Here is a 22,642-nt window from a genome sequence, read left to right as displayed (position 1 = left end):
GATCTACTCCGCCGCCTGGAAGGCGTGGGGATGCTTGCGCGCCACATAGCGATGGTCGAGGTCACTGCTGACCAGCCGCTCGATGGCGGCCGAAGCGTCGCCCAAAAGGTTCTTGTAGCCCGAGATCGAGCGGGCAAAGGCATTGTAGATGATGACGGCGGGAATGGCGGCGACGAGGCCGATCGCGGTGGCCAGCAGCGCCTCGGCAATGCCCGGCGCCACGACGGCCAGGCTGCTGGTCTTGGCGGCAGCGATGGAGACGAAGGAATTCATGATGCCCCAGACGGTGCCGAACAGGCCGACAAAGGGCGAGACCGAACCAATGCTGGCCAGCACCCCGGTACCCCGGTTGAGCTTGCGGCTGACGGCGAGTTCGATGCGGCCGAGACGAGACGCGACGCGATCCTTGAGGCCGGAATTGTCCGCATAATCGATGACCTTTTCGGCGCGGGCGACCTCCTGCTGCGCCGCCTGCAGCAGGCGGATCCCGGCGCCCTTGCGGCGCCTGAGCGCCTCGGCGGCGGCCTCGAGCGAGGTCGATTGCTGCAGAACGCGCAGCGCGCGCTTCAATCGCGTCTTGGCGCCCCAGATCTCGAGCGATTTCGCCAGCCAGATTGTCCAGGTGATGACCGAGGCCAGCGCAAGCCCGGCCATGACCGTCTTCACCACGATATCGGCCGCCATGAACATGCCCCAGGGGCTGTGGTCGGCGACGGCCTCAGCGGCAGCGGCTTCTGCGGCTGGGTCGGTTTCTGCCGTCGGCGGAGCAACCGCCGGAGCCGGTGCCGGAACGATAGTTTCGGTCGGCGCCGGCACGATCGCGGGGGCCGGGGTTTCATTGGCAGTCGGTTGAGGCGTTGGGACGCCAGTTGTCTCGGGCGTTTCAGGCTCTGCTGGTGGTGCAGCCACGTCAGGCTCCGCGATGGGCGCGGATGGCGCAGGAGCATCTGTCTGCTGCGCTGTCACGGGCAAGGCGAGGGCAAAGGTGGCGAGGAGCGGGATGAGGAAGGAGGCGGTTTTCATGGCGGTCTTTCAGGAAATCAGTCGTCGCTGCTGTCGTCGGCAGCGTTATGGGCCCAGTACCAGGCGAGGTAGGTGCCCACAGGCTTTCGCCCGCTTTTGCGAAGGGCGGATTTGACGGCGCGCACGTCGGCTTTTTCGCAGGCCACCCAGATGAAGGCGTCATCGGGCTGCTGGGTGATGGCAGCGAGCACAAGGTCGCTGAAGCGTGTCTCGGCTGCATAGGTGTTACGATGGATCCAGCGCAGGTCGAGCTGGCCCTGCGATTGCAGTGCCTGCTCTTCACCCGCGTTGTGCACTTCGATCAACGCGGTGACACGCGAGGTATGAGGGAGTTCCTCGATGATGCGGGCGATGGCCGGCAGGGCACTTTCGTCCCCGGCGAGGAAGATGGTCTCGGCCACGGGCAGATGTCCGCTGCCGGGCCCCAGTAGGCCGACGAGCGTGCCCGGCTGGGCGTCGCGGGCAAAGTCGGCGCCCGGCGTGGCGATGCCGGGTTCGGGATGCTGGAAAATGTCGATGGCGACTTCGTTGCGGATGGGGTCTACGGAGCGGATCGTATAGGCCCGCGAGAGCAACGCGTCCTCGCCCGACGGCCAGTCGATGCGGCCATCAATGCGCGGCTTGGGCCAGACGGGCGTGCGTCCGGTTGGCGGTACCAGCAATCGCACATGCATGTCGCCGCCGATGAAGGGGCGCACATCGGCACAGGCAAAGACCAGCCGGCGCATGGCAGGCGTGACCATGCTGGCCGAGACCAGTGTCGCCATGTGCAGGTTGGGCAGGGCCTGCGGCAGGCTGGCGTCGGACCATGAGAGATCGAGTGGGGCCGTGCCAGCGAAATAGAACAGATGTTCGGCCAGAACGGTCCGGCTCATCAGCAGTGCTTCGGGCGAAATGCCATTCAGCGTGAAGCGCAGCGTGTCGTCGGCGTGGGTGATTTCGGCCACGCCAAGCGGGTTGGTTAGCGTCACCCTGTTGCCGGCGCGGTGCACCTGGGCGTGTTCGACAAAATGGCTGGCCAGTTCCTCGAAGAGATGGGCCGCTTGGGGTGAGGTGGCGGTGCCGGTGAGGCGGTGCGACGGCAGTTCGGTCATAGTGTGCCTCCAACGCGATTGACGCGGATGATGAGGTAGATGAGGTAGGGTGCGCCCAGGGCACCGGTGATGACGCCGACCGGATAGCGGCTGGGCAGCAGATATTGCCCGGCATAGTCGCCCAGCAGCACCAGGAGGGCACCGACGCAGGCTGCTGGCAGCAGGACCGAACGGCCAGGGCCGATCAGGCGACTGGCAATGGGGCCGGAGAGAAAAGCGACAAAGGCGATGGGGCCGGTGACGGCAGTGGCGGTGGCGATGAGGCCGACCGAGCATAGGATCACCAGCACGCGTACCAGCGTTACCGGCACACCCAGGGCGCCGGCCGTGTCGTCGCCCAGCCGCAACAGCTCGATGCTGCGCCGCAATGCCAGCAGCATGCCGCCGCAGACCACCACGGTGCCCAGCAGCGGCAGCGCCTGAATGGCCTGGGCACCATTGACGCTGCCGGTCAGCCAGCGCATGGCCTCCTGCAGGTTCCACTCGGGCGCCTGGGTGAGGATATAGGCGACGAAACTCTCGAGCATGGCGGAAACGCCGATGCCGACGAGGATCAGCCGGGTGCCGGCGACGCCATTGCGGAAGCTGAGGGCGTAGACGAGCATGGCTATGCCCAGGCCCGAGACCACCGCAAAGATCGAAACCGCTGGTCCCTTGAGCCCAAGCACGACCAGGGCGAAAACGGCAGCAGCACTGGCGCCGGAGCTGATGCCGATGATGTCCGGGCTAGCCAGCGGATTGCGCAGCATGGTCTGGAAGGCCGCGCCGGCAATGCCGAAACTCACCCCGGCGAGAATGCACATGATCGACCGCGGCAGGCGCAACTGCACGACGGTGAAGCTGGCACCGGCAATGTCCTCGCCCAGGAGAATGCGCACCACTTGATCGGGCGGCGTGAAGCTCTGCCCCAGCGACAGGCTGAGTGCGAAAGCGAGAGCGAGCATGGCGAGCAACAAGCCAATGAGGCGTTGCTGGCGGCGGTCAGCTTGCCGGCGGGCGGCGGAAAGGGTGGCGGCGCTCATGCTCAGAGCTCTCGCAGTCGATGGCGCCGAACCATCCAGACAAAGAAGGGCGCCCCGATGAAGGCGGTCAGAATGCCGACATCAAGCTCGGCCGGGCGAGCAATGATGCGGCCGATGATATCGGCGCCCAGCAACAGCACGCCGCCACCCACGGCGGAGAAGGGCAGCAGCCAGCGATAGTTGCTGCCGAACTGCAGGCGACAGAAATGCGGCACGACGAGCCCGACAAAGCCGATCGGGCCGCAGGCAGCCGTCGTGGCGCCGCAGAGCAGGATGGCCCCGAAAGCGGCGACGAACCGCGTCCAGGCGACATTCTCGCCCAGGCCGGCAGCGAGTTCGTCGCCCAGGGCCAGGGAGTTGAGCCTGCGGGCCGACAGCAGGCTGATGGCGAGGCCGATCAGGATAAAGGGCAGCACGGGCAGGATGCGGTCGAGCGTGGCGCCGCCAACGCCGCCGATCTGCCAGGAGCGGATGCCGCCGGCAATGTCGTTGCGCGGCAGGACGACGGCGATGACAAGCGAGCTGAGCGCAATGGAGGTTGCGGCGCCGGCCAGCGCCAGCTTCAGCGGCGTGGCGCCGCCGCGACCGAGCGAGCCGATGGCGTAGACGAAAAAGGCCGTGCCGGCCGCGCCGACAATGGCTGCCCAGACAAAGTCGCTGGTGGATTGCATGTTGAACCAGACAACGCCGATGACGACAGCAAGCGCCGCACCTGTATTGACGCCCAGGATGCCCGGGTCGGCCAGGGGATTGCGGGTCACACCCTGCATCACCGCGCCGGCAAGGCCCAGTGCCACGCCGGCCATGACGGCCAGTGCCGTGCGCGGCAGGCGCAGCAGCACGGCGGACTGGCCGATCGTGTCGTCATGTCCCAGCAGGGCCTGGACAATATCCTGCCAGCCGACATCGCGTGCGCCAATGGCGACCGACAGGCAGCACAGCAGTAGCAGGACGATGGCAAGCGCCATCAGCCAAACGGCCCGCCGCCCATTGTGGGCGCGGGCCGGAGCCAGGCCTGCCGGGGTGGTCGTTGCGATCATTGCGCCTTCTTTGCCGCCGCGGCGAGAAGCGCGACATAGTCGTCGAGCACATAGGAGATCGACAACGGCGTCGGGTTGGCTGCCGTGCCCAGCGGATCGCGGCCCAGCACGACGAAGGCGTCATCGGCTACCACGGGCAGCTTGGCGAGAAGTGGGTTGAGCCTGAGCGCACCGACCAGGGCGGCATCACCATAGGTGACGGCAATATCGACGTCGTCGAAGGCGTCGACCTGCTCGGCGCTGACCGAACCGGAGAATTTGCCGGGTTCCGCCGCCCCGACGACGCTCGCCGGATTGGTGAGGCCGAGATCGGCAAAGAATTTTACCCGCGTGTCATTGGGCGTGTAAAAATTGATGGTGCTGAGGTCGAATGGATTGAGGTGGGTGACAAAGATCGCCGACTTGCCTTCGAGTTCGGGATAGCCGGCAACCGCCTCCTTTATCTCACCTTCAATATCGGCAATCAGCGCATCGCCTTCATTTGCCATGCCAAGGCCCGCACTATTGAGCCGGATCATGTCGCGCCAGTCGGTCGACCAGGGGTAATCGGCATAGGCGACGACCGGTGCAATCTGGCTGAGCGTGTCGTAGTCGGCCTGGCTGAGGCCGGAATAGGCAGCCAGGATCACATCCGGATCTGTGGCGGCCACCGCCTCGAAGTCGATGCCATCGCCCTCGTCGAACAGGACCGGGGTTTCTGCACCCAGCTCGTCGAGCTTGGCCTTCACCCAGGGGAGGAGGCCATCATTGTCATCATCACCGAAATTGGCCCGGGCAAAGCCGACCGGCACGACACCGAGTGCCAGCGGCACTTCGTGATTGGCCCAGGCGACCGTGGCAATGCGCTCCGGCTTTGCTTCCAGCACCGTGGTGCCAAAGGCATGGTCGATACTCATCGGATAGGTCGCCGCGACCTCCTGCGCCACGCCGGCCATAGGCGCAAACGTGACGCAGATGGCGATGGCCGAAACGAGGATGGACGTCAGGCGCATGGGAAAAACCTCCGACAGGAAAGTGGAGGTAAAATGTCTAGTTAGGGGGCGAGGTCAATCCGTTTGCTGGGAAACACCCCCAAAACCGGGAAATTTACATGGTTTCTTACAAAATCAGGGAAAGTTACAATACCGGACCCTTTCTCTCAGGTTAACGGGACCTGTTTGCCACGGCCGGCCGACCGGACGGGCGGGCAGACAAACATCCACGGGAGTTTGGGGTCGAATGAGTAACCGGGTGAGCAAGATCGAGGCGGCACGCCGCACACAGGCAAGGCTGGCAATGCTGCTGGGCTGTACGGCACTGGCCGGGTTCATTCCGGGCGTCGCCCTGGCGCAGAGCACGACAGTCGTGGCGCTGCCCGAGCTGACGGTGACGGGCGAAGTGCAGGGCGACGACGATCGCAGCACCGTGGTTGCCACACAGAGCTCCGTCGGCGGCAAGATTGCGACCAATATCCTCAATACGCCCGCTGCCATTTCCGTCATCACGGCGAAGGAAATTGAGCGCCGCAATGCCAGCACGACCGAAGAGGTCCTGCAGTATACCTCTGGCGTGATCGGCGACTTCTATGGCGCGGATGAGCGCTTCGACTATTTCAAGATCCGCGGCCTTGACGCCAATGTCTATCGCGACGGCATGGCCGTCGGTCGTGGTTTCCTGGGCGTGCGCGAAGAGCCCTATGCCTATGAGCGCGTTGAAGTGCTCAAAGGTGCCAATTCCTCGGCCTTCGGCATGAGCGATCCGGGCGGCGCGGTCAATTATGTGACCAAGACGCCCAAGAGCGAGCGCTTCGGCGAGGTCTACATGTCTGGAAATGCCTTCGGTAGTGGCGAGATCGGCGGCGATTTCGGTGACAACCTGACGGTCGATGACACGCTGTCCTATCGTCTGACCGGCAAGTTCCAGGTCGGCAATGGCGAGGTCGACTATTCGCCCAATGACGAATCCTTCGTCATGGCGGGCCTGACCTGGCGTCCGAGCGATGCCACGGAATTGACGGTTGTCTATGACAATCTCTATCGCAAGACGATCCCTGGTAACAGCCATCCTGATGGCACGGATCTGGACCCCAAGACCTTCTTTGGCGAGCCCGACTTCAACGAGCTCTATGTCAAGCGCAACACGCTGACGGCAAAGCTCGACCATGATTTCGGTTATGGCCTGAGCTTTGGTGGATCGGCGCGCTATAGCGACACCGAAAACGGCTACAAGTATGTCTATATCGACGGCACGCCGGTTGCCGGCACGGTCGCAGATCGCGTTGCTCTCGATTCCAGCGGCACACGCGAGCATTTCGTGATCGATGGCCACCTGCAGTATGACGCAAGCTTCGGTCCTTTCGACAGCACGACCCTTGTTGGCACCGAGTATAGCAACAACAAGACGACCGGCCTGTCCTATTACGGCGACACCACCGCTATCGATTGGACCAATCCGATCTATACGGGTGCTCCCGTCGGCCTGCCCCTGATCGGCGACAATCTAGCCACCGCCAAAGTCAACGGCATCTATCTGCAGCAGGACATCACCTTCGATCAGCTGACCCTATCGGGTGGTCTCCGCAATGACTGGATATCGATCGAGCAGACCACTTATCCGAGCCTCTATGCGGCATCGACCACTGTCCAGGCGGCCGATTTCAGCGAGTTCACCAAGCGCCTGGGTGCCAGCTACGCCTGGACGCCGGAAGTCTCGACCTACGTCAGCTATGGTGAGTCCGCCATGCCGGCCGCACCGCGTGGCTCCGATGTCCTTACCGTCGATCCAGAACGTGGCGAGCAGTGGGAAGTGGGCGTCAAGTATCAGCCGGAAGCCTTCCCGGGCCTGTTCACGGCGTCGGTGTTTGACCTTACCAAGACCAACATCACGCGCACCAATCCGCTGACGATGCTTCCCGAAACGATCGGCGAAGTGCGCGTACGCGGCGTTGATCTCGAGGCCAAGGCCGAAGTGCTGGAGAATGTCACCGTCACGGCAGCCTATGCCTATCTGATGTCGGAGATCGTCGAGAACGGCACCTTGGGCAACGAGGGCAATCAACTGGCGCGCGTGCCCAATCACCTGGCCTCGCTCTGGGTCGACTATACCCTGCCCGAAATCGGCTCGCTCAACGAGATGACCTTTGGTCTGGGTGCGCGCTATACCGGCGCCTATTACTTCGGCGATGAGAACACCACCGAGGCGGATGCCAATGTCGTCATCGATGCCGCATTCAACTATGCGGTGGACGAGAACACCGACTTCCAGCTCAATGTCAGCAATCTGTTCGACCAGAAGCACGTGGCCCAGGTCGGGACACCTGCTTTCGGTGCGACCTTCTACAATCCGGGTCGCAGCATCACCGCTACGCTCAAGCACAGCTGGTAAGATCATCGCATGAAAAGACCGCCGTCCTTCGGGGCGGCGGTTTTCGTTTTGGATGCTCAGATCAGCTGTTCTGCAGGCGTCGCCAGGCGGCAGGTGTTTCGCCGGTGGTCTGGCGGAATGCCTTGGTGAAATGGGCCTGATCGGTGAAGCCGAGACGAGCCGCGATCGCCGCAACGGTCAGATCAGCCTCTTGAAGCAGGGCCTTGCTGGTATCGATGCGCCGCTGCAATTGCCACTGCAGCGGCGTCTGTCCCGTGGTGTGCTTGAACACGTTGCCGAACCAGCTTTCCGAAAGACCGACGCTGGCTGCCATATCGGCCACGCTGACGCGGCCGGCGCTGCTCGATGCCATGTAGGAATTCAGTTTTCGCATCTGCGCCGAAGTCAGGCGTCCAGGCGCTCGCTCGGTTTCCGGTGGCCGGATATCCAAGAGCCCGACGAACAAGCTGCTCATCAGGCTTTCAGCATAAAGCGCGGGCTTTCTCGGGGACACCAGTTCTTCGACAATCATCCGGGCCAGCACTTCCGTCGCTCCCCCTTCAGCAAGTTCCACCGGGCGCGCTATGGCCGACAAGGCACTCGATCGCCCGACTGCCGGCGACAAAAAGCGCAAAAGCCTGTCCTTGTGAATATGCAGGTTGAGATGCGTAAACCGGTGTCTTGCCTCGCTTGACGTCCACATGGGCATCCCGGGCGGAATATAAATGGCGCGTGCCATTGGCCGGGAAGCGCGTTGTGCGGTTTCGCCATCATTGGACATTGCCACGCGGCTCGACACGTCGTTGAAATAGACCATGATGCGAGGATCGTCGGCCAGATAATAGCCGCGCGACCCGCTCTGGCTTTCCGCCTGCCAGAAGGCACCCATAGCTCCGTCAAACTGACGCCAGCGCACGGGCTCCAGCACGGTAATACCTTCCGTGTACCAGGACATTTCCGGCATGAAACTCATTGTCAGTCTCACAAACAGACAAGCACAAGACAGGTGAAGACTGCGCCGATCGTCACCACGGTGACAGGACGCAATTCAATGCACTTATCATACATGAGTAACAATGTCATGTATGCGCTTGGCGAGATCGTTCATCCGGCGCTACGAGCCGACTTTTGGCTTGTCACGGCAACGGGAAGGAGCCGGTCCAGGGTGACTGCCAGTCTCTGGTCGAGCCACGGAGCTAAATCGTCGAGCTCGCTTAGCGCGCGATTTCTCCAAAAACCCAAAGTAGATCTATAGGATCTTGCGGCGGAAGGCTTCGGCCACGGCATGGGTATGGTTGTCGGCATCGAGCTTGTCGATGATGCGGCTCATGTAGTGATGCACCGTTCGCGTCGCGATGCCCAGGATGGCACCTGTGACATCGGCCGTCTTGCCCTGCGCGCTCCAATGCAGCACTTCCAGCTCCCGCGGTGTCAGCAGGCTCTCGTGGGGCCCCTCGGCCATGGCGCCGGGTGGACCCGAGATGACGCTGCCTTCCACAAAGATGCCGTAGTTTCCGCCGCCGGGGTTGGCGATGGCCGAATAGAGCAGGTTGATGCGGAATTCCTCGCGCGGCTGTTCCTTGACCCTGGCGATGACGAGCGGAATGTCGCGCGCTACATAGCTTTCGCCAGTGCGCAGCACATGGTCGAGCTTCTCGAAGAAGCCCTGATCGGCCACGTCAGGGGCCGCTTCGCGCACCGGGCGTCCGATGAAATCACGGTCGCCCATCAGTTTGCGATACTGCGCATTGGCGAGCTCGAAGACATGCGTGGGCCCGCGCAGCACGGCGATAAAGGATGACGTGTCTTCAAAGGCCGCCAACATGCATTCCAGAATTGGAATCTGATGGTTAGCTGCAGCCACTTGGCGCCCGCCTGCGCTTGACGATAAATCCATGTGCCCCCTCATGCCACACGATCCGCCTCATAGGTCGGAAGCGCAACGGACCACAAGGCGTCCCGTTCCCGACTAATTCACAATTGGCAGGATCATGGTTGATGCATTGATTTGCCTATCGGTATTTTTTACGAGGCCGGACGCATTGTCTCCGCTCAGTGCAACAGGCGCATCGTCCGCCCGCGCAGGGCGATCCATTCCGAAATCAGCTCGCCGATCGGCGCGGCAAGCTCCGGCCAGGCGACAGCGAGGCTCGAAAGTCGCCGGATTTCCCGGTCGGCGCGCCGCAGCACGGTCCCGACATCTGGTGCACCACCCTGCTTGGTGCGTGTGAGCAATTGTCGCGAAAGCGCGAGCTCCTGCTCGGCTGCAGAAAGTGTCATCGATCGTCGAAAGTCCCAAAGTCTTGCAGTTCCCACGGGGCGAACGTGGGCAGCGGCTTTAGGTTGCGGCAATGCGTTCAGTGCGCGATGGCGCGGAACTGTTCGACCAGTTCGTCGGCATTGTAGGGCTTTGGTATGAACACTGTCTCGTCCGGCAGTTCATCGCTGTTGAGGCGCCAGAGGCCCGAGGTGACATAGATGCGGATCGGCGGCCAGCCGTCCCGTACCGCCTGCGCCAGCCTGATGCCATCCATGCTGCCCGGCATGTCGACATCGGTGAAGATGATCCGGATATCGTCACGGACGGCGAGCAGCTTGAGGGCCTGATCGGCATCGCGGGCCTCGACCACGTCGAAACCGCTTTCCTCCAGATGATCAACGATTGCCATGCGGATCAGGCTTTCGTCTTCTACGACCAGAATGGTTGTCATGGCGCGCCATCCTCCAATATGGCCTGAACGATGCCAGACGCCGGCGCGCGCAATTCGCAAACCAGACCCTCCGGACGGTAATCTGTAGTGACTTCACCGTCGAAATCGGCCGCCAGCACGCGAGTGATCAAGCGCGAGCCGAAGCCCTTGGTGGTCGGTGGCTTGACCGGCAGTCCTCCGCTTTCGGTCCAGCGAAAGCAGAACTCGCTCTCGCCTGTGTCACCCTGCTCGAAGCCCCAATGCACATGCACGCGCCCCATGCTCGAAGCCAGCGCACCATATTTGGCGGCATTTGTGGCCAGTTCGTGGATGGCCAGCGCAATGGACAGCGCCTGCTTGGCAGACAAGTCGAGATTGACCCCGTCCAGCACGAAACGCTCGCCACCCGACAGATGTGGCGTCAGCGCGCTTTCCACCACCGACTGGATCGGCGCCCCCTGCCAGCTCTTGCTGGTCAGGATATCCTGGGCATGCGAGAGCGCCTCGAGGCGCGAAACGAATGTCGAACGCCGGTCCGCAATATCGTCGCCGCGCAGGGTCTGCGCAGCAATGGCATTGACCATGGCGAGGCTGTTCTTCATCCGGTGCTGCAACTCGGCATTGAGGATCTGCTGGCGCAGCTCGGCTTCCTTCTTGGGTGTGATGTCGCGCACCGTGCCGATAAGGCGCTTGCCGATCGAGGAGGGCAGCACCTGCGCCCGGGCATGGACCCAGCGCTCCGGCCGCTCGCCCTGGGACAGCACCCGATATTCCATATCGAGAATGCCGTCGCCCTTGGGGTCAAGCGCCGCGCGGGCCGAGGGCTCGAGCAAAACCCGGTCATAGGGATGGATGCGATCGGCGAAGGCGTCAAAGCTCGCCGTCTCGCCCGGCTTGCCACCCAGCAGCGAAATCGCCCGGTCGTCGCCCTGCAGGTTGACGAACTGTCCATCGATGAACTGGCACTGCCAGACACCCATTTCTGCGGCCGCCAGGGCCAGCCGCACCCGGATCTCGCTCTCGCGCAGCGCCAGTTCCGCGGATTTGAGGTCGGTGACGTCATTGCCCTCGACAAAGACCCCGACGATCTCGCCCTGCTCGTTGCGAACCGGTTGATACAGGAAATTGAGGTAGCCCTTCTCGATAGGTCCGCCGGGCTTGTGCTGCAGGTCGATCTCGATGCCGCGGCCAACGAAGGGCTCTCCGGTCATGTAGACCTTGTCGAGAAGCTCGTAGAACCCCTGGCCCTCGATGTCGGGCAGGGCCTCGCGGATCGGCTTGCCCACCACATCGCGGTGCCCGATGAGCTGCTTGTAGGCGGAGTTGGTGATTTCGAACACATGGTCCGGCCCCATCAGCACGGCCATGAAGCTCGGCGCCTTCTCCAGCAACTCCCGCATCCGGTCCAGTTCGCGGCTGCGCTGTTTGCCATGCAGCACGTCGGACGTGATTTCGAGCGCCGTGCAGAACATGCCAACGACCTGATCCTGCTCGTCATGCACCGGGGTATAGCCAAAGGAGAAATGCGTCTCGACCACCTGGCCATGCCGGGTCATCTGGAATTCGATGTCATCCATATAGGTCGGCACGCCGTTATAGGCCGCATCCATGATGGGGCCCACATCCTCGATGATGTCCGACCACACCTCGGCAAACGGCCGACCCAGGGCCCAGGGGTGCCGGTTGGTGCACATTGGCGCATAGCCGTCATTGTAGAGCATGGTCCGATCCGGACCCCAGGCAATGAACATCGGTTGCTGCGAGGCCAGCATGACCCGAACCAGCGTCCGCAAACCCTCCGACCAGGAGCTCGGCGCTCCGAGCGGCGTGGATGCCCAGTCGAACGCCCGGATCAACTCTCCCATGTTTCCGCCCCCGGACAGGAAACTCAGGCCGCTACCGGGAGAGGTCATGGCGTCTCGTGGATTTGCTGATGGATCGTCACGGTCGGCAACCTCGGCAGGGCTGGGAGAAGAAAGCGCATCTGGCACATCAGACCCAGCGCCCGCACTATCAAGGTTTAATCCAGGGCCCAGATTGCGTGATGCGGTCATCCGACCATGGCCCGATCGACTGCGCTGTCACTCATCGGCTTGAAAACCCTTCTCCGCACCCCGCAGAATTCTGGCAGGCCATCTCCTTCGGTCGCCGCAATGATGACGGGCACCATCTGCTGGTCGCATTCTTCCAGCACCACCTCGCAGGTTTCCGATCCGAGATGTGTATCGACAAAGGCCAGGTCCGGCGGCTCGCGCCATAAAAGCTCCAGTGCCGACGAGCAATCCATGGCCGGCCCGATGACCCGGTGCCCGCGCGCCTCCAGCAAGGCCTTGAGGCTGGACGCCATTGCGACGTCATCTTCGACAATCAGTATTTTGGACATCACAGGTCCCCCGCCTGGCGGAAGACACCAGATCGACAGGCAACGACGCAGCGCGCCCAACTGTTCCCGCATTGATTGCCCTCAAGGCCGTTGGGCCGGTCTCGCCTCGAGACGGAGGTCGTTGATCAAGCCGGACAAGGCTGCACCTTGCCTAATGCAATAGCAAAGGGGACGCCCCGGTCAGGCGTCCCCTCTCGTCGTCAACGGGAAAAATCAGAACCGATAGTTCACGCCGGCGGTGATGGCATGCTTGGTCAGGTCATCGGTGCTGGCAATGCCGCCGATGGTGCTGTCCACGTCCCAGTAGCGCGTCTGGGTATATTCCGCCCGCAGGCTCCAGCCATTGCCCAGGCCCTGTTCGATGCCGGCACCAAACACGGCGCCCGCATAGGTTTCGGCCTCGGAAGTGGTGGCGCCGGCCGCTTCAAGTTCGGATAAGGCGATGCCGGCCGTGCCATAGATCAGCGTCTGGTCCAGCGCCACACCAGCGCGCCCCTTGGCCTCGATAGCCCAGCTTTCCTGCAGGCCCGCACCAGGCTGGATCTGGTAGTAGAGATCGTCCGACAGCGACGCGGACAGCTCGCCGCCGACCACAAATGTGCCGAACTGCTGCAGATAGCCGGCCTGCACGCCGCCGGTCCAGGCGCTGTTGGCCTCGTCGAAATCATCTGTCGTGGCGCCGCCAATGCTGGCGCCGACGTAAAAGCCCGTCCAGTCATCGGTAGCGATGGCCACGTCGAGGCTGTTGTAGCTGGGCGCAATCGGCGCGGTGGCGAGCGGCAGGTCAGCCGCCATGGCAGCCGAGCTGGCGCCAGCGACCAGAATAAGGGCCAGTACGCTGGCTGTGGAAACACTCTTTGACATGGAAACTCCTGGTAATGTAGGCCGCCGATAATCGGATTGGCTGCAGCCGCAAAGCGGGCCGTTGCAGATGTTTTTGCCCTCCGATGATTGCCGCAACATTGCTTGTCCCCGAGGGACTGAAATAAAGGCAAAAAGAAAGGGGCCGCCTCGTGGGCGACCCCTGTCGATCGGTTGGCGCAGCGTCTTGGAGGTCGTGCCGCCACCGCCAACCATGTGGACTGCGAGCCTTGCATGCGCCCGCAGCCGTCGTGAAATTCAGCGCAATTGCACATCCGGCATCGCAATGGCCCGGTTCTCGAAAAGCGCATGGTCAAACCGCTGTCGCGCCGCCGCAATCTGGCTGTGCCGCGTCACCGCCAGCCTGCCAATCGCCGCCATGCTCTCGAACAGTTCGTCACCCAAGTCGGTCAGTTGATATTCCACCCTGGGTGGGATGGAATAGTAAGCGGTCCGTTCGACGAAGCCATCGCGTTCGAGTTGCCGCAAGGTCCGCGTCAGCTGCTTTTGTGCTATGCCCGGAACCTCGCTCCGCAAGACATTGAACCGCGCCGTCCGCCCCTTGAGGCTGGTAACGACCGGGCCGGTCCACGCTTCGCCTGTCAGGGCCAGCAATTCCTGGGCCCGTTCGACGTCCGGTGCGCGCAATCCGGCAGCGTCAATGTGAGTGTTTTCCCCGTCGTTCATGATCGGGATCTCCGTTTCCATTGACCCCAGACCTAACGGGCCTAGGTTGCGCCAACATTGCCAGTCTCCTGCAGGAAACGGATCTCGAACCGGGCGCCGCCGCTCGAAGAACTGCCCACACTGATCGCGGCGCCATGCTGGCGCACGATGCCCTCGACCAGCGACAGGCCCAACCCCGCCCCCTCGCGCGACGGCTTGACGCGGTGAAAGGGCTCAAAGATCCGGATGCGTTCACCAATCGGAATGCCGGGCCCGTCATCACTGACGATGACGCGGCGGTCAGTCTCGACGCGCAGCACGATGCGCCCCCGGTTGCCGCCGTGATCTATGGCATTGCGCGCGATATTGGAGAAAGCGCGTTCAAGGCTCGCCGCGTCGCCCTCGACCATCACCGGCGCGTCCGGCACCTCGAGCTCCATCTCATAGCCCGCCGCCACCGCCAGCGGCGCCAGATCCGCCACCACATTGGTCGCGATGGCCACAAGGTCGACCGGGAACAGGCGCAATTCGCTGAGCGTCAGCCGCTGCAGGTCGAGCAGGTGGTTCATCAGTCCGGACAGCCGTGTCACATCGGCCAAAAGCTTTTGTTGCCCCTCGAAGGGCTCGGTCGTCTCGATGCGGGCCATCAGCACCGCAACCGGTGTGCGCAGCTCATGGGCCGCATCCGCCAGAAAGCGCTCGCGCCGCTGGTTGGCATCGTCGAGCCGCTCCAGCGCCGCATTGACCGCCAGCACCAGTCTGAGCACTTCCGTCGGCAGTCCGCTGTCGGGAATGCGGATGCCGCGCTGTTCGGCAGCGATCGTCGCCGCCGCATCCGAAGCCGCATTGAGCCCGATCAGTTCACGGCGGATGAAGCGGGGTATGGCAATGATGCTGGAAAGGGCAAGGAAGAGGAAGATCGCCAGCATGATGGCGATGCTGATGATGGGGATGAGGTGCCCCAGCCCCCAGGTCGGTCCGCCGGCAAAGGCGATCTTGACCGGCCCGCCCGGCAGCTCGAACGTGCGCACCGTCAGGTTGCTGTTGGTCTCGTCGCTCTCCAGCATCACGTTGAGCGAGATCAAATGCGACAGCACCGGGCGCAGGTTTGCCGCCTCGGCCGGCATCACCCCGAAACTGACCGATTGGCCATCAGTGCTCTGAACGAGAAACCAGAAGTCGGGATAGTCGGCTCCCATCCGCTGCAGCGCAGGCGTGGGCACCAGCGCGAGCGGCGCTCGTGCCTGATAGTCGAGCGATTCAACGATAGTGGGCACGATCTTGGGGTCCGGCGGTCGTACATTGCGCACGCCGACCAGCATCGGCAGCAGGAACAGCGGAATGAGCACCAGCACCGAGCAGGCTGTCAGCGTCATCAGCTGCACGATCAGCATGCGCCGCGTCAGCAGCCGCGACAGGCTCTTGGGGCCAGTCGTCTTCACGGCAATTCGCGCAGCAGATAGCCCACGCCCCTGACCGGATGGATTTCGAATGTCGCCCCGCGATCCGCCAGTTTCCGGCGCAGGCGGGAGATGATGGCATCGAGCGAGTTGGAGGCGATCTCGTCATCGGCGCCATACATCGCCTCTTCGAGGCTGGTCCGGCGTACCGTTTGACCCGCTCGCCGCATCAGCGCCTCGAGCGCAAGGCCCTCGCGCCGTTGCACGGCGAGCGGGCTGCCGTCGACGCTGACCTCGCCCCCGGTCACGTCGAACCGCACATTGCCAAAGGACAGTGGTTCGACCTGGATCTGCGTCGGCCGGCGCAGCACGGCGCGCATTCGCGCAATCAGCTCCTCGATCAGAAAGGGCTTGGCCAGATAGTCGTCGGCGCCGAGATCGAGGCCCTGGACGCGGTCGCGCGGCTGTCCCATGGCCGAAATGACGATCACCGGAAGGCTGGGCCGGCGCTTGCGGATCAGCGCCAGAAGGTCGATGCCATCACCATCGGTCAATTGCCGGTCGAGCAGCACCACGTCGTGCTCGATGAGCACGATGGCCTCTTCGGCCACCTCCAGCGTTTCCGCATGATCCACCACGAATCCGCGCCGCTCCAGCGCGGTCCGGACCATAGCCGCGAGCTCCGGTTCATCTTCTACCAACAGGGTTCTCATGCGGTTTGCATGCCACGCACCGGACCCGTTGGCAATCGCATGGCTGTGCCGCTCGCGCCGCAGGGAATGGGCAATGTTGCGGCAATCTTGCGGGCGCAGTCTGCGGTCCGCCTGTCGCCTGCGTCTCGCCATCGTAACCGGTCGTTAATGATCCGGGCGGTGAAGGCTATCGGCGCTGTCCGGTCAATTTATAGTCGGGAGGTGCATGTCTGGACGGAGCCCTCGATGTCCGCGATCGCTTCCGGGATTGCCATAGAACCGACCAGGACACTCTATCGCCACGCCCTGATCGGAACGCCGGGCTACAGCGCACCGCAGTTGGCCGATGCGCGCTGGTTCTCCTTTGCCGAAATTGCCGCAGGTGCGGTGGACAATCTCGCGCTACAGTCAGACGCATGGGACGAGAACAATATCGTGGTGCTCGAAGCCGGCGCCGTGCTGACGCGGCCACTGCGCATCCACACCAAGCCGCGCACCCGGGGTGCCATTGTGGTGCTGGGGCGCGACCTGACCCTTTGCGGTGATCTTCGGCTCATGGGCACCGACCAGACCGTCGTGCTGACCGGCGGCATTGCCGAGGTCGGCCATTCCGGTCAGATGAGCGCCCAGATCTGGGGAAGCGGCGCCGCGCTTTTTGTCGGCGCCAAGTCCACCACGAATGGCGCGACTTTCGTGCTGTCCGGCGACCAGCGCCACATCTTCATCGGTGATGATGCCATGTTCGCCAATGGCATCCACATCTCGACCCATGACGAACACGCCGTCATGGACATAGCCAGCCGCCAGCGCGTCAATCTGCCGGGCAGCGTGCTGGTCGAACCCCATGTCTGGCTGGGTCGCAACACCACGGTTGGCAAGAATGTCAGCATCGGCCTGGGCTCGGTGGTGGGGGCGCATTCGCTGGTCACCAGGTCCTGCCCACGCTTCAGCGTCATCGGCGGCGCACCTGCCAAACTGATTCGCACTGGCTCGACCTGGGATCGCTATGCCTCGGGCCGCCCTGAAACCGTGGACCGCGTACTGGCCCTGTCTGAGACGGTGGCGGCGCCGCCACCGGATTTCTTCGACTAGACCGCGAGCTGCCGCCGGCCCACGAGCTGGCGAAGCGAAGTGACCTGCCGCCGCAAGCTGTCCTCCAGTCCCGCACGTTTTTCTATCGTGTTGCGCGCCCCCAGCCGCAGCGGCGCCATGGCGGCCGGATTGTCCAGCGCCTGCCGCATGGCGCCGACCAGCGCATCCCGTTCGAAGAACGGCACCAGCAGGCCCGAACGTCCGTGCTCCACATACTCCTCCACCGGGGCGGTGCGCGACCCGATGATCAGCGCGCCCGACGCCATGGCCTCGAGCATCGACCACGAGAGGACAAAGGGATAGGTCAGGTAGACATGCGCTGCCGAGACCTGGAACAGCTTGATCAGCGCGGCGTGGGGCAGGGTGCCGAGGAAATGCACGCGGCTTGGATCCATTCCCGTTTCTTTCATCATGACATCGCGCCACGATCCGCCCTGTGCCGGGCCCGGCCCATAGCTCGTCCCATCGCTGCCGGCGACGAGAAAGGTTACCGTCGGGTCGATGCGCGACAGCGCCGCCGCCGCGCGCATGAACTGCGGAAAGCCGCGATAGGGCTCCAGATTGCGCGCGGCATAGGTCACGACACGTTCGCCCGCAGCGATGACCTTGCCATTGGGCAGGGTGAACCGGGCATTGGCATCGGGACGGCAGAAGCCGAGGTCGATGCCATCATGCACCACGCCGATATTGGCCTGCGCGGCCTTGGGAAAAAGGCTGCGCTGCCACTGGGTGGGGCTGACGCCAGCATCCACGCTGGGCAGTGTCGCCAATTGCGCGAAATTGCGCCCCTTGAGCTTGGCGATATCGGCAAAGCGCGTCGGCACGCCTGGATCAAAGCCGATATCGGCGCCCTTGGCCTTGTAGAAGAATTCGCAATAGGCAACGAGCGGCGTGTCGGGAAAGATGTCCTTGGCAAACAGCAGGCTCCCCCAACCGCCATGTCCCATGATGACATCGGGCGCACCTTCAGCACGCCGCAGCGCGTCTAGCACCTTGGCGACCTCTTGCCCGAGCCGCAGCTGATAGGCCGGCGCCGTGCCGTCGAACTCGCTGGGATTGATGGAGCGGTGCTTGATCACCCGCACGCCCGGGATCGCCACATCCGAGGTCTCGCACAGCAGCGTCACCCGATTGCCGAGCTTTGCCAGATGTCCAGCGAGATGCACGAACTGCCCCGGACCATGGCGGTGGACGAAGAGGATATCGCTCATCCCAAGTTGTTCGTCATGTCGTTCAAATCAGCACCGCCGCGCATGCATAAAATTGGAACGTCTATATATTGAATTACCAAATAACTTTCGGCGCATTGCTATTGGGTAGCTAAATCCAAGCAAGTTGAATTGGATTTTAGCTGTTCGGCGTGACGATCGAGGGCTGTCGTATGGGTCGACCCAAGTATACCTCCGGCCATCAGTCGATGGTTGCTCATGCACGCAGGTCGATCTTCCATGGCCTGCTCTATGTCGGCATCCTGAGCGCCTTCCTCAACGCACTGCAGTTGCTGGTGCCGCTCTACATGCTGCAGGTGCATGATCGCGTGCTCAACAGCCGCAGTCTCGACACGCTGACCATGCTGACCATCCTCGTCGCCGGCGGCCTGCTGCTCTACGGCTTCCTCGAATATATCCGCAGCACCGGCATGCTGACGCTGGGCGCCCAATTCGTCCGTCAGCTCAACCTGCCGCTGATCGAAAGCTCCTTGCGCTCCTCGATGGGCGAGGGCTCGTCCAGGGCGACGCAGGCGCTGCGCGACCTTTCCGAATTGCGCGGCTTCTTCGCCACCGGTGCCGCCGGCGCGCCGATGGAAGCCATCTGGTCACCCATCTTCATGCTGACGCTGACCGCCTTTCATCCCATCTACGGCTTGATTTCGCTGGTCTCCGCCGTGCTGATCGTTTCCCTCAATCTGATCGGCGACCTCGTCTCGCGCTCGCTGCTCAAGGATGCCAACATGGCCCAGATCGAGGTTGCGGCCTCGGTCGGCGGCAGCCTGCGCCAGGCCGATGCCATCGACGCCATGGGCATGATGCGCGATCTCGGCCGCCGCTGGCAGTCGTCGCAGAACCACGCCGACCACATGTTCGACATGGGCATGCGCCGCAACAAGGTGATCGCCGCCGCCTCCAAGGTCGTGCGCTACGGCATGCAGGTCGCAGCGCTCGGCGTCGGCGCCATCCTGATCATCGACCACCTGATCACCCCCGGCACCATGATGGCCGCCAGCATCCTGATGGCCCGCACGCTGCAGCCCTTCGATTCCATGATCGAAAACTGGCGGCAGTGGAACAATGCCACGGCCGCGTGGTCGCGCATCCAGTCGCTGCTGGGCAGCGAGGCGGTCGATCGCGAGACCAATCCGGTGCCCACCCCGACCGGCGATCTCGTCGTCGAACGCCTGACCTATGCCGTGCCCGGCAGTTCCACGGCGCTGCTCAAGGGCCTCGATTTCAGCCTCTCGCCCGGCGAGGCGCTGGGCATCGTCGGCCCTTCCGCCACGGGCAAGTCGACGCTGGCCCGGCTGCTGGTCGGCGTGCTGCGGCCTAATTCGGGCGGCGTTTTCCTCGGCGGGCACAATGCCTTCACTTCCGAGCGCAATTCCTTCGGCGCCGCCGTCGGCTATCTGCCGCAATCGGTGTCGCTGATCGAGGGCACCATCCTCGATAATATCTCGCGCCTGCGCGAAGGCGATCCGGCCGAAGTCATCCGGGCGGCCCGCATGAGTGGCGTGCATGAAATGATCGGCCGGCTGCCGCTCGGCTATGACACCACCACCGGCGACATGCGGCTGACCCTTTCGGGCGGACAGAAGCAGCGCATTGGCATCGCCCGCGCCGTCTATGGCAAGCCACGGCTCGTCGTCATGGACGAGCCCAATGCCAATCTCGACGCCGAGGGCGAACAGGCCTTGCTGCGCGTCATCGACCAGCTCAAGGCCGATGGCGCCATCGTCATCATCATCGCCCATCGCCCCGCCATCCTGCAGTCGGTCGACAAGCTCCTGCTTCTGCAGAAGGACCAGGGCTGGCAGCTCGGGCCGACGGCAGCCATCTCCGCCATCATCGGTGGCGGGATCGGCGAAGACCGCGTGGCCATGATCGGGAACCGCAAATGACCGCTGAAGCGACGGATTTCGAGGGTGGGCAGACCCGGGAATGGGTACCATCGCTCCGCAACAACATGCTTGCCGGAAGCCTCGCCATTCTCGCCGGCTTCGGCGGCTTTCTCGTCTGGGGCTATACCGTCCAGCTCGACAGCGCCTCGGTGGCCTCGGGCTCGGTGGTGGTCGACACCCGCCGCAAGACCGTCAGCCATCTCGAGGGCGGCATTCTTCGCGACCTTTTGGTCAGCGAGGGCCAGGCCGTCGCCGCCGGTGAACCCCTGTTGCGCCTCGAAAATACCCAGGCCCAGGCCAATCTGCTTGAATTGCAGTCCCGCCGCACTGGCCTTTTGGCGCGGCTGGCGCGGCTGCGCGCCGAACAGATCGACGCGCCAACCATTACCTTCCCCGATGAATTGCTGAGTGGCGATACGCCCTATGCCAGCGACATCCAGCGCAATGAAACCCTGCTGTTCGAGCAGCGCCGGGAAACCCAGCTGCGCAGCCTCGACGTCTATCGCAAGCAGGTCGCCGTCTATCAGGCCGACGCCGGTTCGGCCGCCGCGCAATTGCAGGCCAATGCCGAGCAACAGGCGCTGATCGACAGCCAGATCACCGCCATCGGTTCGCTGGTCAATGATGGCCTCGCCACCCGCACTCAGCTGGTCGACCTGCAGGGCAAGCTCAGCGCCCTCGTCGGCGATGCCGGCGAACTGGCTGGCGCCAGGGCGCGTGCCGAACAGTCCGAGGCCGGCGCCGAGCTTGAACTCTCCCGCGCCGTTACCACCTGGCAAAGCGATATTGCCGACGCCATCCAGGCCGCCCGGATCGAGCTCAGCGGGCTCGACGAAACCGTCACCGCCGCCGCCGACGTGCTGCGCCGTGTCGAGATCGTCTCACCCGCCGCGGGCATCGTCACCAATATCCAGGTCACCACCACCGGCGCCGTTATCGGCTCGGGCCAGCCCATCATGGACATCATTCCCGACGCTGATGAACGCATCATCGAAGCCCGCATCGACCCGCGCGACATCGATGCGGTGCGGGTCGGCGCCGACGTTCAGGTGCGTCTACCCTCCTACAGCATGAGGCAAACGGCACCTTTGCATGGCAGCCTTTCCTATATTGCAGCCGACCAATCCGTCGATGAGCGGACGTCCACGGCCTTCTATGTGGTGCGTGCAACTGTGTCGGAGGACGCTCTCGCCGCCGCGCCGGACATTGCACTCTATCCCGGCATGCCGGCAGACTTGCTGATCCTCAATAAGCCTAGGCGCGCAATAGACTATTTCCTGTCGCCAATAACCGACAGTATTTCCCGGTCGTTCCACGAAGAGTAATTTTTAGTCTTTCGATCTATGCGAAAACTGCATTGGTTAACGGCAAATTACCTCCAAGTTATTGTTTCCGTTAAATAAGATTATATTGCAGATCACGAATACTTGAGCTTTCCTGCTATAGCCAATGTTGCTTAATTTTTACGCATTGGCATTCCGAAGCTAGACACAGAGTCCCATACAGGAGAAGCGGCTATGGCGACATTGGAAGGCGGTGCCTTCGACGACGTGCTCTTGGGCAGCAAGTTTAACGACATCATTCTCGCTCACGGCGGCAATGATTTCGTTTTCGGCGGTGCAGGAAACGACACGATCTTCGGTGAAGCAGGCGAAGATATCATCTACGGCGAGCAGGGTGACGACGCCCTGTTCGGCGGTCTCGGCAATGACTATCTGTCGGGCGATGCAGGTAACGACCTGCTGGACGGCTCCTTTGGCGACGACCTTTTGTTCGGCGGCAAGGGCAGTGACATTCTCCTCGGAGGCGAGGGCAATGACTACCTGTCTGGCGGTGACGGCGGCGACGTGCTCCTTGGCGGTATCGGCAACGATATCCTCGAAGGCGGGGCCGGCGGCGACATCCTTTCCGGCGGTGCCGGTCAGGACATCTATGTCTTCAGCAGCGGTGGCGGCAATGACGTCATCATCGATTTCCAGGCTGGTGAAGACGTGCTCCAGATCGAAGGCGACATCAATGGCTCGGGCATTGCCACGGCCGCCGACGTTGCTGCCAATGCGATCGCCGTGGGCAACAACACCCTGATCAACCTGGGCAATGGCGACACCGTTCTGCTGCGCGGCGTGAGCCTGTCGGACATCCAGGACGATCCAGATTCCTACTTCTCGGTTACCTGACACTTCTAGGAAGCGCCTCCGGGCGCTTCCACGTCGATTGCATGGCGC

21 protein-coding genes are annotated in these 22,642 nt (G+C 63.0%); 5 read left to right on the top strand and 16 right to left on the bottom strand.

The features are described from left to right. Nucleotides 1-3: 3 nt before the first annotated feature. From exbB to P0Y65_15885, 5 genes are all read right to left on the bottom strand, one after another. Nucleotides 4-1,023: a tonB-system energizer ExbB gene (gene exbB, locus P0Y65_15905; GenBank protein ID WEK03661.1), complete on the bottom strand. Its 1,020-nt coding sequence runs from the start codon at nucleotides 1,021-1,023 to the stop codon at nucleotides 4-6. 17 nt (nucleotides 1,024-1,040) lie between these two features. Next, nucleotides 1,041-2,117: a DUF2218 domain-containing protein gene (locus P0Y65_15900; GenBank protein ID WEK03660.1), complete on the bottom strand. Its 1,077-nt coding sequence runs from the start codon at nucleotides 2,115-2,117 to the stop codon at nucleotides 1,041-1,043. Further along, the gene (locus P0Y65_15895) at nucleotides 2,114-3,139 is read right to left on the bottom strand and encodes an iron ABC transporter permease (GenBank protein WEK03659.1); all 1,026 of its coding nucleotides are present in this window, start codon (nucleotides 3,137-3,139) and stop codon (nucleotides 2,114-2,116) included. Before P0Y65_15895 ends, P0Y65_15900 begins: the two co-directional genes overlap by 4 nt. Before the next feature lie 2 nt (nucleotides 3,140-3,141). Next, nucleotides 3,142-4,107: an iron ABC transporter permease gene (locus tag P0Y65_15890; GenBank protein WEK06822.1), complete on the bottom strand. Its 966-nt coding sequence runs from the start codon at nucleotides 4,105-4,107 to the stop codon at nucleotides 3,142-3,144. A 68-nt stretch (nucleotides 4,108-4,175) separates the two neighbouring features. Beyond that, entirely contained in the window at nucleotides 4,176-5,114 is a 939-nt protein-coding gene (locus tag P0Y65_15885) for an iron-siderophore ABC transporter substrate-binding protein (protein WEK06821.1), read from the bottom strand. A 283-nt stretch (nucleotides 5,115-5,397) separates the two neighbouring features. Here P0Y65_15885 and P0Y65_15880 point away from each other — a divergent pair, with 283 nt between their 5' ends. Further along, nucleotides 5,398-7,542 (top strand): TonB-dependent siderophore receptor, encoded by a 2,145-nt coding sequence (locus P0Y65_15880; GenBank protein WEK03658.1) that lies wholly within the window; start codon nucleotides 5,398-5,400, stop codon nucleotides 7,540-7,542. Nucleotides 7,543-7,603: 61 nt separating this feature from the next. Here the strand turns inward: P0Y65_15880 and P0Y65_15875 are convergent, their stop codons facing one another. The 10 genes from P0Y65_15875 to P0Y65_15830 form a co-directional block, all read right to left on the bottom strand. Beyond that, nucleotides 7,604-8,494 carry an AraC family transcriptional regulator gene (locus tag P0Y65_15875; GenBank protein ID WEK03657.1) on the bottom strand — a complete coding sequence of 297 codons (891 nt, stop codon included), beginning with the start codon at nucleotides 8,492-8,494 and terminating at the stop codon, nucleotides 7,604-7,606. A gap of 276 nt (nucleotides 8,495-8,770) precedes the next feature. Then, the gene (locus P0Y65_15870; protein WEK03656.1) at nucleotides 8,771-9,343 is read right to left on the bottom strand and encodes a LuxR C-terminal-related transcriptional regulator; all 573 of its coding nucleotides are present in this window, start codon (nucleotides 9,341-9,343) and stop codon (nucleotides 8,771-8,773) included. A gap of 230 nt (nucleotides 9,344-9,573) precedes the next feature. Next, nucleotides 9,574-9,801 carry a hypothetical protein gene (locus tag P0Y65_15865; protein ID WEK03655.1) on the bottom strand — a complete coding sequence of 76 codons (228 nt, stop codon included), beginning with the start codon at nucleotides 9,799-9,801 and terminating at the stop codon, nucleotides 9,574-9,576. A gap of 77 nt (nucleotides 9,802-9,878) precedes the next feature. Further along, nucleotides 9,879-10,232 carry a response regulator gene (locus tag P0Y65_15860; GenBank protein WEK03654.1) on the bottom strand — a complete coding sequence of 118 codons (354 nt, stop codon included), beginning with the start codon at nucleotides 10,230-10,232 and terminating at the stop codon, nucleotides 9,879-9,881. Continuing rightward, nucleotides 10,229-12,124, bottom strand: coding sequence for an HWE histidine kinase domain-containing protein (locus tag P0Y65_15855; protein ID WEK03653.1), 1,896 nt, complete (start codon nucleotides 12,122-12,124; stop codon nucleotides 10,229-10,231). Before P0Y65_15855 ends, P0Y65_15860 begins: the two co-directional genes overlap by 4 nt. Before the next feature lie 137 nt (nucleotides 12,125-12,261). Next, nucleotides 12,262-12,594: a response regulator gene (locus tag P0Y65_15850; protein WEK03652.1), complete on the bottom strand. Its 333-nt coding sequence runs from the start codon at nucleotides 12,592-12,594 to the stop codon at nucleotides 12,262-12,264. A gap of 213 nt (nucleotides 12,595-12,807) precedes the next feature. Continuing rightward, on the bottom strand, nucleotides 12,808-13,458 hold the full coding sequence (locus P0Y65_15845; protein ID WEK03651.1) for an outer membrane beta-barrel protein: 651 nt from the start codon (nucleotides 13,456-13,458) through the stop codon (nucleotides 12,808-12,810). A gap of 255 nt (nucleotides 13,459-13,713) precedes the next feature. Beyond that, a complete protein-coding gene (locus tag P0Y65_15840; GenBank protein WEK03650.1) occupies nucleotides 13,714-14,142 on the bottom strand; it encodes a helix-turn-helix domain-containing protein in 429 nt (142 codons plus the stop codon). A 41-nt stretch (nucleotides 14,143-14,183) separates the two neighbouring features. Then, complete coding sequence (locus P0Y65_15835) at nucleotides 14,184-15,563, bottom strand: HAMP domain-containing sensor histidine kinase (GenBank protein WEK03649.1); 1,380 nt, start codon at nucleotides 15,561-15,563, stop codon at nucleotides 14,184-14,186. After that, entirely contained in the window at nucleotides 15,560-16,234 is a 675-nt protein-coding gene (locus P0Y65_15830; protein WEK03648.1) for a response regulator transcription factor, read from the bottom strand. Before P0Y65_15830 ends, P0Y65_15835 begins: the two co-directional genes overlap by 4 nt. Nucleotides 16,235-16,459: 225 nt before the next feature. On the opposite strand from P0Y65_15830, the gene P0Y65_15825 reads away from it, so the two are divergent. Then, nucleotides 16,460-17,305 (top strand): acyltransferase, encoded by an 846-nt coding sequence (locus P0Y65_15825; protein ID WEK03647.1) that lies wholly within the window; start codon nucleotides 16,460-16,462, stop codon nucleotides 17,303-17,305. Here the strand turns inward: P0Y65_15825 and P0Y65_15820 are convergent. Continuing rightward, nucleotides 17,302-18,516, bottom strand: coding sequence for a glycosyltransferase (locus P0Y65_15820; protein WEK03646.1), 1,215 nt, complete (start codon nucleotides 18,514-18,516; stop codon nucleotides 17,302-17,304). The two genes, P0Y65_15825 and P0Y65_15820, sit on opposite strands and share 4 nt — an antisense overlap. 170 nt (nucleotides 18,517-18,686) lie before the next feature. Here P0Y65_15820 and P0Y65_15815 point away from each other — a divergent pair, with 170 nt between their 5' ends. The 3 genes from P0Y65_15815 (at nucleotide 18,687) to P0Y65_15805 (ending at nucleotide 22,594) form a co-directional block, all read left to right on the top strand. Beyond that, nucleotides 18,687-20,417: a type I secretion system permease/ATPase gene (locus P0Y65_15815; GenBank protein WEK03645.1), complete on the top strand. Its 1,731-nt coding sequence runs from the start codon at nucleotides 18,687-18,689 to the stop codon at nucleotides 20,415-20,417. After that, nucleotides 20,414-21,742, top strand: a complete 1,329-nt coding sequence (locus P0Y65_15810; protein ID WEK03644.1) for an HlyD family type I secretion periplasmic adaptor subunit — start codon at nucleotides 20,414-20,416, stop codon at nucleotides 21,740-21,742. Before P0Y65_15815 ends, P0Y65_15810 begins: the two co-directional genes overlap by 4 nt. 192 nt (nucleotides 21,743-21,934) lie before the next feature. Continuing rightward, complete coding sequence (locus P0Y65_15805; GenBank protein ID WEK03643.1) at nucleotides 21,935-22,594, top strand: calcium-binding protein; 660 nt, start codon at nucleotides 21,935-21,937, stop codon at nucleotides 22,592-22,594. Nucleotides 22,595-22,642 lie beyond the last annotated feature (48 nt).

Source organism: Candidatus Devosia phytovorans (assembly GCA_029202405.1).
GTDB lineage: Bacteria > Pseudomonadota > Alphaproteobacteria > Rhizobiales > Devosiaceae > Devosia > Devosia phytovorans.
The sequence above is the reverse complement of the archived record's forward strand: the minus strand, read 5'-3'. Positions and strand labels throughout refer to the sequence as shown.